Genomic DNA, 12974 nt, shown 5'->3' on the forward strand with positions numbered 1-12974 from the left:
CTTTTTATCTAAATTGATTAAATAAATAATGATACAACAAAGTATGGCATTCCTACAACAAGGAATAATCCGCCAACCATTAATGCACCAGTCAATAGCATTAATAAAGCCAATTTGAAAACACAAAATACATCAGTAATAAAATATTTTGTATAGTTTATAATCTTTCCTCTATTTACAATACTTGGGGTATTATGAGGATAAATATATGCTGTTTTCAACATATATAATCACTCCCTTTCTACACTGATATCGTAGCATGGAAAGGAATAAATTTTCTATTTATAATCTTAGCCCTAAATATAAAGATTACATTAATATTATTCAACAAACCGATATCCTACCCCAACTTCAGTAATAATGAAATGTGGTGAGGAACTATCAATTTCAATTTTACGACGAATATTAGCCATAAATACTCGTAATGATTGATAATCATCTGTAGTTTCATATCCCCAGACATTTTCTTGAATAAAATGGTGGGTTAATACTTTTCCACGATTAGTAATCAATAAGACTAACATCTTATATTCAATTGGTGTTAAATGAATTTCTTGATCTTTGACCCATACGTGTCGTCGTTCAAAATCAACTTTCAAATAATCTAATTCAAATATTGGTTCGCTAACTTTTTCTTTTAAGCAATGCCGTAGTGCTGCTCTAATTCGTGCTAATAGTTCTGCGGCATTAAAAGGTTTAGTCACGTAGTCATCACTACCATAATCAAGTGCCATAACTTTTTCAGTTTCTGATGAACGAGCTGAAACGACGATAATTGGTATACTTGAATTTTGACGTATTTGTTTAAGCACCTCAATTCCTTCAATATCCGGCAAACCTAAATCAAGTAAAACTAAATCTGGTCGATTGGCATAGAAAAGTGATAAACCGCTTAGTCCAGTTTCGGCAATAATATAGTTATAATTTTGAGTTTTTAAAGTTACTTTTAGAAAGTTTTGAATTGTTTTGTCATCTTCAACAATTAGAATTGTTGTATTATTCATTGTTCTCTTCCTCCAACGGTAGGCTTAATTCAAATGTTGCCCCACCTAAATCGTTATTAAAGGCCTTGATTTCACCCTTATGCGCTTCAACAATTGCTTTGCATATTGCTAGACCTAGCCCAATTCCACGTTTATGATCACCATTATCTAGACTGGTTGTAAAGAAATCGTCAAAGATATGATTGAGCTGCTTTATTTCAATTCCTTTACCATTATCAATTACTTGAAAAATAATATTATTATTTCGAACAAATGCTTTTAACATCACTTTACTAGCGTCAGGAGTATGTTTAAAAGCATTATCTAATAAATTAACGAGTACTTGAACAATTAATTGAGCATCACAGGGAAACAAAATAATATCTTTGGTTTCTTTAACAACTAATTCATGATTTTCTTTACGATTAGTAATTGCTGAAACTGCTGTAGATATAATATCGTCAACTACTTCTAGTTTTTTATTTATTTTAAAATTTCCTTCTTGAATCCTTGTCATGTTTAATAGGTTTTCAACCATCCCATTTAAACGCATTGCTTCTTTACTAATATCTTGAATAATATTTAGACTAGTATCAGACTCAACTGTATCCAAATTATTTACTAAAAAATTAGCCCCACCAGCAATACTAGTTAATGGTGTTCTAAGATCATGAGAAATACTTCTTAATAAAGTACTTTTTAATTTTTCTCGCTCCACTTGTAATCTAGCTTCTTCTTTTTCATGGCTTAAAAGATCTCTTTGTAATACTAAAATCAACTCCGCAATTATTGTTTTTATATAAATAAGATCTTCATCAGTAATAGTTCTTTGATTACAATCAAATTTGATCGTACCATACGTATAATTATCCTTTTTGATTGGTAAATATACTTCCTTTAAATATGTGAATTTCTTTTGATCCTTTCCACATGGTTCACCATGACAATAACACCACCATGCCATTAAATCTTGAAACTCTTTATTTTGATATAGAAATACTTCATTTTTTATTTTCGTTAAATTATATAAACTGTCCTGGCAATAAGTCCTTATTTCCTCATAACCCGATAGATTTAAAAAGCCACTACTAATTTGATTTATTTTAGATGTCACTTCTTCTTGATACAAAGCAATCTCACGCTGTTTTTTTAGTCGATTTGTTAATGTAGAAACAATTATTGCAACAATAATAAAAATAAAAACAGATATTAAATAATTAGGATCATTAATCAAAAAAGTATATCGAGGATCGGTATAAAGATAATTGAAAGTCATAATATAAATTATTGCTGAAATTATTCCCCAGGCAATATTACTTGTTTCAATAATACTTATCAGTACTCCAACAACATAAATTAAAAGAATGTTTTCAACCCTTATTTTAAAATAATCTAATATTAATGATGAAATTGTTGCTAATATCCATATAACAATGATTTTAGTTAAGTTAACATAATTATCCTTATTCTTCATATTAACCTCCTAGCCTGCTACTCAATGATTCAAGAGAAAGTGATTTACTCTTTCTCTCTTTCTACTCTCAACATTCGATAACCAACCCCTACATGAGTTTGAATATATTTAGGATTAGTTGTATCTGATTCTATTTTCTTTCGTAGAGTTGCCATAAAAACTCGTAAAGATGGGACATCACTTTGAATTACATCACCCCATACTTCTTTTAAAATATAATTATGAGTCAAAACTTTATCAATATTTTTTGCTAATAAACACAACAACTTATACTCGATAGGGGTTAAGTGTAATTCTTGATCATTTAAATAGGCACAGCCAGAATCAAAATTAACTTTTAAATCCCCATTAGTAAAAACAACATCTTCAATTTCTTGATGTTCAAGATATTTTAATCTTCGCATCGTTGCCCGAAGCCGTGCTAATAACTCATCTATACTAAAAGGTTTTGTCAAATAATCATCAGCTCCAGTATCCAAAGCTTCTATTTTACTCTTATCTTCGCTCCGAGCACTAATAACAATGATTGGCACAATTGACCAGCTCCGCACTTTTTTAATAATCTCAATTCCATCCATATCGGGTAAACCAAGATCTAGTAAAATAATATTAGGACGACGAGAAACAATTTCCAACAGTGCCTGTTGGCCATTTTGGGCTGTAATATATTTATAATCATGTGTATCTAATGTTGTTGTTACCAAACTTCGTACAGCACGATCATCTTCTACGACTAAAATTAATGGTTTATCCATGTATATCTACCTCCTCTAATGGCAAATTAATTACAAAAATTGATCCTCGGGGATAATTATCAATTACTTTAATTTTTCCGTCATGAGCTTCAACGATTGATTTACATAAAGCCAGACCCAATCCTAACCCACGACGACTATCTCCGTTTAAGTTATTACGAGTATAAAACATTTCAAAAAGTTTTTCTTTTTGATCATCAGGAACGCCTTCTCCATCATCACTGATTTCTAGTGATAATACCTGATTAAGCTTCTTAGTTGTAATTTTTATAGTTGAACCTAACGGTGTATATTTTATTGCATTATTTACAATATTAATAATAACCTGCATAATCAGTCGGGCATCTATTTTTACAAAAATGAACTCATCTGATAAGTCCAATTGAATAATGTGATCTGCACTATCTTTACTAATATGATGCATCGCTTCTAAAACAATTTCATTAATTAATTGTGCTTCCTTATTTATTTGAATATTCCCATTTTCAATCCTTGTTATTGAAAGTAAATTCTCTACTAAATCAATCAACCACATTGAGTCTTCGTAAATATCACTATATATTTCTATTTTACGTTCATTAGATAGTTTATCTGCACTATCTAATAAAACTCCCGCATTGCCAGAAATGCTAGTCAATGGTGTACGCAAATCATGAGAAATAGAGCGTAGTAAATTTGCACGTAGTTCTTCTTGATTCGCTTTAATTTCAACTTCACGTTTTTTACTATTTGAAGCTTCTTTTTCTAAAGCCATCGCTCCTTCATTTAAAATAGCCATTAATAAATTGTTTTCAAAATCATCGATCGCTGTCTTATCTAAATAGATTCCAATTACTCCCAAAACACTATCTTCACAACGAACAGCTAAGTATAGACATTTTGCTCCGGGTAACGTCGTTGTTGAAGCACCAGCATGTTTATTATTATTAAAAACCCAAGAAGCTACCGCTTCCTCATCTTTATTCAAATAAATTTTTTCATCTTCCTGTTCATTACTTTTAAATACGAGTGGTTCACTTAGTTCATGATTTTCAACAGGATAAAAAATAATTGTCTTATCTAGAAGTTTAAATAATTGTTTAGAAATCTCATCAATTATTTCTTTTTTTGTTTTAGCCCGTTGCAATTTTTGACTCGATTTTAATAGAACTTCTGTTCGAAAAGCTTTTATTGCTGATAGACGAGCTTGTTCTTTTACTCGTTTAGTTAGAGTACCTGTGATAAAAGCTGTTAAAAACATGATTACAAAAGTTATTGGATAACCTTTATCATATGCTGTAAATGAGTGCATCGGAATAGTAAAAAAGAAATTAAAAGATAGCACACTTACTAAAGACGACAAAAGAGTATAAATTAGATTTTCCGTTAATAATGAAGTTGCTAAAACACCTAGAATATGCACCATAATAATATTAGCTTCACCAAATCCTAAATCTCTAAACCAAATTCCTAATAATGTAACAATAAGAATAATTACAATTGAAAGGATGGTATCTTTAATTGATAAAGAAAAAAATTGTCGCGGTTTTAAAGACGTATGCTTATAATTGTTTCTAATTTTATCTGGGATGATATAAATATCGATCGTTGGTGTTAAAGCGATTAATTGATCTGCAAAACTATTGTGCGAAAAACGTCGTTTAGTATTAGTTCTTCCTAATACGATTTTTGATACTCCAGCAAACCTTGCATATTCACTAATTTGTTCAGGAACATTATCACCATACAAATTTACTATATTAGCCCCTAATTGAGAAGCCAATTTAGTATTGGCTCTTAATGCCTGTTTAACTTTAGTCGGCATTTTTTCAAAATTAGGCGTCTCTACAAAAACTGCTGTAAATTCACCAAAGAAAGCATTAGCCATTCGAGCGGCTGTTCTAATAACTTTTTGATTTGAAGGAGCTGGTGATAAACAAATTAGAATATGTTCATTGGTATAATGATGTTCGCCGTTTTTAGGTTTAATTTGCTCAAATTTTTTATTAACACGATCAGCTGTACGACGGAGTGCAATCTCTCTTAAAGCAATCAAGTTATCAAGCATAAAAAAGTTTCCTAATGCTCGTTGAACCTGATTTTTCTGATATATTTTCCCAGCCTCTAAACGCTTAATTAAATCTTCAGGCTCTATATCAACTAGTTCTACCTGATCGGCATTATCAAAAATATAATCGGGGATTCGCTCTTTGACCACAACTGCAGTAATTGAAGCAATAATATCGTTTAAACTCTCAATATGTTGAACATTTATCGTTGTATAAACGTCGATGCCATGATCTAGTAATTCATTAATATCCTGATATCGTTTTAAATGCCGACACTGCTCATCATTTGTATGAGCCAGTTCATCAACCAATATTAAATCGGGATTTCGTTTTAATGCACCATCCAAATCAAACTCATTGAGCATGATTCCGTTATGAGTAACTTTTAAAGGAGGTAAGACCTCTAATCCGTCCAATAATTTTGATGTTTCCGGACGCTGATGCGGCTCAACATAGCCTGCTACTACATCGACACCGGCATGATAAGCAACATGAGCTGCTTCCAACATGGCATAAGTCTTTCCAACACCCGCTGCGTAGCCAAAAAATATTTTTAATTTACCGCGCTGTTTAGCAATCTCTTCTTGTTTAATCTGTTTTAACAATTCTTCGGGATCTGGTCTTCGTTCATCCATTACACTTCCTCCTTTACTGTTATTTTTATTATAGCGCCTAGGATATTAAAAAAGTATTAAGATTGCTTTGTTAAAATAAGTGCCTATCATAATGACAGACACTTATTTTTATTTCAAAATGCCATCAAGAGCCAAATTGACTTTAAGGACATTTACTGTTGTTTCTCCAAAATAACCAAGAAATCCATGATCAGTATATTTATCAATAATCTTTCTAATTTCAGCTTCACTCTTTCCTGTTGTTCTTACTAAACGTGGAATCTGATATTCCGCAGCTGCTAGAGAAATATGTGGATCAAGTCCAGAACCAGATACAGTTACTAGATCAACAGGTATTTGTTTACCTTTCTGCTCCGGATTTGCAGCCTCAATCATTGCAACCCTTTCAGCAATAACCTTTTCATAATCTTCACTAGCAGGAGAACTGTTAGATGCTAAACCATACATTGTCTTTTCACCATCTTTATTTGTGAAAGTTTCACCATCAATTATCATGATTCTACCCCACATATGAGTATCATCGATAAATTGTTGACCTAATAATTCACTACCATATTTTTTTCCATCTACTTCAATAATGCTTCCATTTGCTTTGTCAGGAAAAACAATTTGAGCAAAACCAGTAATAGCAGCAGTATAAATAACTCCACAAACAACTGTAAAGATCAGAAATATTTTTAAAGCGGGTAGAACGCTTGTTTTAAGATGTTTCATTAAACTTCTCCTCCTACGATACAATATGCAAAGCAACAATAATTACATCAATAATTTTAATACAAATAAAGGGAGCAATAATTCCACCTAATCCATATACTAATAAATTTCTTGATAATAACTTACCAGCTGACACTTCACGATATTTTACTCCTTTTAAAGCTAATGGAATCAACGCAATAATAATTAATGCATTATAGATGATTGCTGAGAAAATCGCACTATCCTTACTGTGTAATCCCATAATATTCAAAGCATCTAATCCCGGATATAAAGTAATGAATAGTACAGGAATAATTGCAAAGTATTTAGCTACGTCGTTAGCAATTGAAAAAGTTGTTAAACTTCCTCTTGTCATTAATAATTGTTTCCCAATACGAACAATATCAATCAATTTAGTTGGTGAAGAATCTAAGTCAACCATATTTCCAGCTTCTTTAGCTGCCTGAGTACCTGTATTCATTGCTACTGCAACATCTGCTTGAGCCAAAGCTGGAGCATCATTAGTTCCATCACCAGTCATTGCAACGAGGTGACCTTTAGCTTGAAGTTCTCGAATCATTTCTAATTTGCCTTCTGGCGTAGCTTCAGCTAAAAAATCATCAACTCCAGCTTCAGCTGCAATTGCAGCTGCTGTTAAAGGATTATCACCGGTTATCATAACCGTTTTAATTCCCATTTTACGAAGATCAGCAAACTTTTCTTTAACCCCTTGTTTAATAATATCTTTAAGATGAATTACTCCTAAAACCTTTTTATTTTTAGTTACAACTAATGGTGTTCCTCCAAGATTAGCAATCTCAGTAACTACCTTTTCACACTCATCACTATATATATGTCCGTTTTCTGTTACATATTTTTTAATTGTATCAGCTGCACCTTTACGAATTTCATTACCTTGATAATTAACACCACTCATTCTCGTTTTTGCACTGAATGGTACAAATTCCATATGCATTTGATTAATACTTCGTCCCCGAAGATTAAATTGTTCTTTTGCAAGAACAACAATACTACGTCCTTCAGGAGTTTCGTCAGCTAATGAAGCCAATTGAGCAGCATCAGCCAACTCTTCGCTCGTTACCCCATCTACGGGAATAAATGCACTAGCTTGACGATTACCCAGTGTGATTGTTCCTGTTTTATCAAGTAATAAGGTATCAACATCACCGGCTGCTTCAATTGCCCGACCACTCATGGCGAGTACATTAGCTTGATTTAATCGAGACATTCCAGCTATCCCAATTGCTGATAACAGTGCTCCGATTGTTGTTGGTGCTAAACATACTAGTAAAGCTACTAATACTGTCACCGAAGAAGGATTATCCATCCCTGCTTGTTTAGCTCCAAAAGCTGAATACGCGTAAAGTGCCATAGTTACTAAAACAAAGATAATTGAAAGGGCTACAAGGAAAATTTGTAAGGCCATTTCGTTTGGTGTTTTTTTTCGGTTGGCACCTTCAACCATGGAAATCATCTTATCTAAGAAACTTTCTCCAGGTTCACTTGAAATTTGAACAACGATCCAATCTGATAAAACTGTAGTCCCACCGGTTACTGCACTTCGATCACCACCGCTTTCACGGATAACCGGTGCTGACTCTCCAGTTATTGCACTTTCATCAACTGAAGCTACACCATCAATAACTTCACCATCACCAGGAATTTGTTGTCCTGCTTTAACAAGTACGATATCACCTTTTGTTAGCGTTGCTGATGATACAATTTCAACTATATCTTTTTGATCAATGCTTGGAATCTTATAAGCTTCAACATCTTTCTTAGCTGCTCGCAATGAATCTGCCTGCGCTTTTCCGCGTCCTTCAGCAATCGCTTCTGCAAAATTAGCAAACAGCACTGTAAACCATAAAATTACTGCTATTCCTAGAGTAAATCCAGAATTTGCATCTTTAATCCCAAATAACGAAATAACAAACAAAGCCGTCGTTAAAATAGCTGAAATATATACTAATAACATTACGGGATTCTTTGCTTGCGTCTTAGGCGCTAATTTATAAAAAGAATCTTTAATAGCACGAATGACCATTTGTTTATCCATTAAAGCACTCTTTGTTTCTGTTTTCATATATTTATCCCCCGATTAAAACATTCCAAAAAATTCTGCAATTGGTCCTAGAGCTAAAGCCGGAAAGAAACTTAGTGCTCCAACTAATAACACTACGAATACTAATAAAAAGACAAATAGTGGTGAACAAGTTGATAATGTACCCGCAGTAACAGCCACTTTTTTCTTTTGTACCATGCTGCCAGCAATAGCCAAAATACCTAAAATTGGAATAAATCTAACAAATAACATAACCAATCCAAGTGTTACGTTAATAAATGGTGTATTTGCTGCAAAACCAGCAAAAGCTGAACCATTATTACCACCTGCTGAAGAATAAGCATATAACAATTCTGAAAAACCGTGTGCACCGCTGTTATTTAAACTATCCGCAACTTGAGGAACTAGGGAAGCAATCCCACTACCTACAAGAATAGCTACAGGTGTTGCTAAACAAACAACTACGGCCCATTTCATCTCATAAGGCTCAATCTTCTTACCTAAATATTCTGGGGTTCGTCCAACCATTAATCCAGCCATAAATACAGCTAAAATAACAAATCCTAACATTCCATATAAACCACAGCCAACACCACCAAAAATTACTTCACCTAACTGCATTAATAACATTGTTACCATTCCGCCTAATGGTGTATAACTATCATGCATTGAATTGACTGAACCATTTGATGCTGCTGTTGTAAAAGCGGCCCAAGTTGATGATCCAACAATTCCAAAACGCGATTCTTTACCTTCCATATTTCCGCCAGCTTGGTCATGGTTACTAATATCGACAATTCCATTTTGTTCTAATTGTGGAGTTGCCATCTGCTCACTAACAGCAATACTTCCAAGTGCTGCTACCAGCATAATTCCCATTGCGACAAAGATAGCAATACCTTGACGACTATCTTTAATTCCCTTGCCAAATGAAAAACAAAGAGCCGCAGGAATCAATAATATTGATACAACTTCTACTAAATTACTTAATCCAGTTGGATTTTCCAATGGATGGGCTGAGTTAACGCCATAGAAACCACCACCATTAGTACCTAATTGCTTGATTGCAATCTGACTGGCCGCAGGTCCTAAAGGTACTGTCTGTTCTGTAATTTCAGTACCATCTTCTAAAACAACTGGTTCGGCCAATTTAACAGTTTGATACTCATCAATACTTTGAGTTACACCTTGACTCACTAAAATAATTGATAAGACAACTGATAGCGGCATTAAGACATAGATTACAGATCTTGTTAAATCAACCCAAAAATTTCCTAAGCCTTTAGCCTTAATTCTTGTAAAGCCTCTAATCAATGCATATAAAACTGCTAGTCCTGTTCCTGCAGAAACAAAGTTTTGAACCGTTAAACCTAACGATTGTGTTAAATAACTTAATCCACTTTCACCACTATAAGCTTGCCAGTTAGTGTTAGTAACAAAACTTATTGCTGTATTTAACGCAAGGTCCCATGTTGTTCCTTCAACCTTTGCAGGATTACCCGGCAAAACTCCTTGCAGCATTTGTAATAAAAAGACAAATACTAATCCAAATCCACTAAATATTAATACACTTACTAAATACTTCTTCCAAGACATCTCTTCATCTTTTTTTACATGTAAAACTCGATAAATGAAATTTTCACATGGTTCTAAAATTCTTGATAAAAAAACTTTTTTACCGTTCATGACTTTATTAATGTAAAAACCTAACGGTACTGCTAAAACAACAAGAACGATTAGATATCCTAGATATTTGACAAAAATATCCATTACTGTTTATCCCCCTTAATTAATATCACTGTAAGGTAACCTAATATTGCAACACCGATTACCCCAATCACTCCTACGATTACATTCATAAGTGTCCTCCTTTTACACGATGAGTTTAGCATGAATAAAATTAATGTAGCGTTAAGTTAAATATTAAAGATATTAAGATAGTATTAATATCTATTAAAAAGAGAACTAATTAAGTTCTCTAATATTGCCGTGATAAAAATTGAATCATTCCCATACTTCGAGGATGCTCAAATATTTGCTCTGGTGTTCCTGCTTCTTCAATAATTCCATTATGCATAAATATAACTTTATTCGAAACATCACGCGCAAACTGCATTTCATGAGTCACAATAATCATAGTCATACCTTTTAACGCTAAATGTTTAATGATTTTTAAGATATCTCCTACCATCTGAGGATCTAGTGCACTTGTTGGTTCATCAAATAAAAGTACCTGTGGTTCCATACATAAAGCTCTTGCAATTGCAACCCGCTGTTTTTGGCCCCCAGAAAGTTGTGTACTGCTCTTTTTCGCAAACTCAGCCATACCAACTTTTTGTAGATATAATAAAGCTTTTTCTTCAGCTTCTTCACGATTGCGATTTAGTACTTTCATTTGCCCTATAACACAATTTTCTAAAACTGTAAGATTATTAAATAAATTAAAGCTTTGAAAAATCATTCCAACATCACTACGATATTTATTAAGATTAAGTTCTTCTTTTAAAATATTTTTATTACAATACAATATCTCACCATGATCAGGAATCTCTAATAAATTAAGACATCTTAAAAAAGTTGATTTACCACTACCACTTGCTCCAATGATACTAATTACATCGCCTCGATTAACCTCTAAATTAATATCTAGAAGTACCGGCAGGGCTTGATAATGTTTTTTTAAATGTTTAATAGTAATAATATTATCACTCATAAATAATTTCCTCACTTTATCTTAATATTGGATTATTTATTCTTTTTTCAATTATATTTAATAAAATTGTCGCAATTGAGGTTAAGCACAAATAAACCAGGCATGTTATTAAGAAGGTCGCTGAATATGACATTGTTGATCCAGCAATACTGCTAGATTGGAAAAATAATTCTACAACCCCAATCACATTTAGCATTGAACTATCTTTAATATTAATAATGAATTGATTCCCAATTGCGGGAAATGAATTTCTAATTGCTTGCGGTAATATAATATGCTTCATAGTTTGAACCCTTGTCATTCCTAATGATAACGCTCCTTCACTTTGCCCACGATCAACAGATTGAATTCCTGAACGAACTATTTCTGCCATGTATGCTCCAGTATTAATAGAAATGATCATAATTCCGGCAGTAAGTGCATTCCATTGAAAAAAAGGTCGCAATCCATGATAAAAAAACATAGCTTGAACCAGCATTGGAGTTCCTCTAAAAAACCAAATATAAATTTCTGAAATTATTTTTAATGCTTTTTTTATTAGTACAATAATCTTTTTATCTTTAATATCTATCGTTGTTGCACGAATCGCTCCAAATAGCAGTCCAATTATTAAACCCGCTATTGTTCCAACTAATGCCAAAATAATTGTTATTTTCGTTCCATACCAAAATAAATCAAAGTTATCTAAAAAAATCGTAAATGATTTATCAAAATCAAACATGATTATTCTCCTTTAGGCTGACTACTACTATATTTACCCATCATTTCATTTCTTTTTTCTGATGAAATATTATCAATGCATTTTTGTACTTTTTTAAATAAAGTACTGTTTCGACTACCCTCTTTTAAACCTATTGAAACTGCGGTATCTACTTTAAACCCTTTATTTTGTTCAAATCTAACAATCGCTAGATCTTGATTTGTTTCTAAAATTCCTTGGGCCACAGGTAATTCCGCAGTAATTCCATCGACTTCACCACTTTGTAAAGCAACCAGCATTTCAGGATAAGATTGTTTAGGTGTAGCATGATCAACTCCATTAATTTGATCAATTACTGTATCATAACTTGTTGACATCTGTCCTACGATCGTTTTACCAGAAAATTGTTGAATATCGGTATAATTTTTACTAGCATCATCACCCCGTACGATCATAACCATTTCAGATTGATAATATGGTGTTGTAAAATCTATTCCTTTTTCACGCTCTTCATCAGCTGTCATTCCTGCAATAATGGCATCTATTTCGCCTGATTCAAGTGCAGGTTGCAAACCATTCCATGCTAATTTTTTTATAACCAGTTTTTTATCAAGACTTTCTGCTATTTCCTTTGCGATATAAACATCATAGCCATCAGCGTAACCACTGCCTTCTAATTCAACTGCGGTATCACTTTGTGTATTTGTCTGCCAGTTAAACGGTGGATAATTACATTCCATTCCAACTACAAATACATCACCTTCATCAATACTCTTATTCCCACTATTACTCTCACAGCCACTAATTAATAAAGCTATTAATAAAAAAGCTAATATTTTCTTCATTTTATCGTTTATTCCTTTCTTTTTAATATTAAATATTGAAAT

The 12974-nt window shown here is 32.8% G+C and carries 11 protein-coding genes; all 11 read right to left on the reverse strand.

The genetic code is table 11. From position 1 onward, the window contains the following. Positions 1 to 17: 17 nt before the first annotated feature. Complete coding sequence (locus KTF99_RS03305) at positions 18 to 224, reverse strand: hypothetical protein (protein ID WP_003535604.1); 207 nt, start codon at positions 222 to 224, stop codon at positions 18 to 20. A gap of 96 nt (positions 225 to 320) precedes the next feature. Continuing rightward, positions 321 to 1004, reverse strand: a complete 684-nt coding sequence (locus KTF99_RS03310) for a response regulator (protein ID WP_003535603.1) — start codon at positions 1002 to 1004, stop codon at positions 321 to 323. Further along, entirely contained in the window at positions 997 to 2457 is a 1461-nt protein-coding gene (locus tag KTF99_RS03315) for an ATP-binding protein (protein ID WP_008792566.1), read from the reverse strand. Before KTF99_RS03315 ends, KTF99_RS03310 begins: the two co-directional genes overlap by 8 nt. Before the next feature lie 44 nt (positions 2458 to 2501). Then, positions 2502 to 3212 carry a response regulator gene (locus KTF99_RS03320; protein ID WP_003535601.1) on the reverse strand — a complete coding sequence of 237 codons (711 nt, stop codon included), beginning with the start codon at positions 3210 to 3212 and terminating at the stop codon, positions 2502 to 2504. Next, the gene (locus tag KTF99_RS03325) at positions 3205 to 5895 is read right to left on the reverse strand and encodes a sensor histidine kinase (RefSeq protein ID WP_003535600.1); all 2691 of its coding nucleotides are present in this window, start codon (positions 5893 to 5895) and stop codon (positions 3205 to 3207) included. The genes KTF99_RS03320 and KTF99_RS03325 overlap by 8 nt, the downstream gene beginning before the upstream one ends. A 108-nt stretch (positions 5896 to 6003) precedes the next feature. Beyond that, positions 6004 to 6609 (reverse strand): potassium-transporting ATPase subunit KdpC, encoded by a 606-nt coding sequence (gene kdpC / locus KTF99_RS03330; protein ID WP_003535598.1) that lies wholly within the window; start codon positions 6607 to 6609, stop codon positions 6004 to 6006. Positions 6610 to 6622: 13 nt separating this feature from the next. Further along, complete coding sequence (kdpB, locus tag KTF99_RS03335; protein WP_003535596.1) at positions 6623 to 8695, reverse strand: potassium-transporting ATPase subunit KdpB; 2073 nt, start codon at positions 8693 to 8695, stop codon at positions 6623 to 6625. Positions 8696 to 8710: 15 nt separating this feature from the next. Beyond that, positions 8711 to 10444: a potassium-transporting ATPase subunit KdpA gene (kdpA, locus tag KTF99_RS03340; protein ID WP_217215447.1), complete on the reverse strand. Its 1734-nt coding sequence runs from the start codon at positions 10442 to 10444 to the stop codon at positions 8711 to 8713. Positions 10445 to 10652: 208 nt separating this feature from the next. Continuing rightward, positions 10653 to 11387: an amino acid ABC transporter ATP-binding protein gene (locus tag KTF99_RS03345; protein ID WP_003535586.1), complete on the reverse strand. Its 735-nt coding sequence runs from the start codon at positions 11385 to 11387 to the stop codon at positions 10653 to 10655. Between the two features lie 16 nt (positions 11388 to 11403). Further along, a complete protein-coding gene (locus KTF99_RS03350) occupies positions 11404 to 12108 on the reverse strand; it encodes an amino acid ABC transporter permease (protein WP_029482125.1) in 705 nt (234 codons plus the stop codon). 2 nt (positions 12109 to 12110) lie between these two features. Then, a complete protein-coding gene (locus KTF99_RS03355) occupies positions 12111 to 12932 on the reverse strand; it encodes a transporter substrate-binding domain-containing protein (protein WP_009008834.1) in 822 nt (273 codons plus the stop codon). Positions 12933 to 12974 lie beyond the last annotated feature (42 nt).

Source organism: Erysipelatoclostridium sp. MSK.7.34 (genome assembly GCF_019041935.1).
Taxonomy (GTDB): Bacteria; Bacillota_I; Bacilli_A; order Erysipelotrichales; family Coprobacillaceae; genus Thomasclavelia; species Thomasclavelia ramosa.

Excerpts from the sequence above, each read along its gene's own strand:
- KTF99_RS03325 (WP_003535600.1), bottom strand. The coding sequence starts at position 5,895 with ATGGATGAACGAAGACCAGATCCCGAAGAATTGTTAAAACAGATTAAA.
- KTF99_RS03355 (WP_009008834.1), bottom strand. The coding sequence starts at position 12,932 with ATGAAGAAAATATTAGCTTTTTTATTAATAGCTTTATTAATTAGTGGC.
- KTF99_RS03320 (WP_003535601.1), bottom strand. The coding sequence starts at position 3,212 with ATGGATAAACCATTAATTTTAGTCGTAGAAGATGATCGTGCTGTACGA.
- kdpA (WP_217215447.1), bottom strand. The coding sequence starts at position 10,444 with ATGGATATTTTTGTCAAATATCTAGGATATCTAATCGTTCTTGTTGTT.
- KTF99_RS03315 (WP_008792566.1), bottom strand. The coding sequence starts at position 2,457 with ATGAAGAATAAGGATAATTATGTTAACTTAACTAAAATCATTGTTATA.
- kdpB (WP_003535596.1), bottom strand. The coding sequence starts at position 8,695 with ATGAAAACAGAAACAAAGAGTGCTTTAATGGATAAACAAATGGTCATT.
- KTF99_RS03350 (WP_029482125.1), bottom strand. The coding sequence starts at position 12,108 with ATGTTTGATTTTGATAAATCATTTACGATTTTTTTAGATAACTTTGAT.
- kdpC (WP_003535598.1), bottom strand. The coding sequence starts at position 6,609 with ATGAAACATCTTAAAACAAGCGTTCTACCCGCTTTAAAAATATTTCTG.
- KTF99_RS03310 (WP_003535603.1), bottom strand. The coding sequence starts at position 1,004 with ATGAATAATACAACAATTCTAATTGTTGAAGATGACAAAACAATTCAA.
- KTF99_RS03305 (WP_003535604.1), bottom strand. The coding sequence starts at position 224 with ATGTTGAAAACAGCATATATTTATCCTCATAATACCCCAAGTATTGTA.
- KTF99_RS03345 (WP_003535586.1), bottom strand. The coding sequence starts at position 11,387 with ATGAGTGATAATATTATTACTATTAAACATTTAAAAAAACATTATCAA.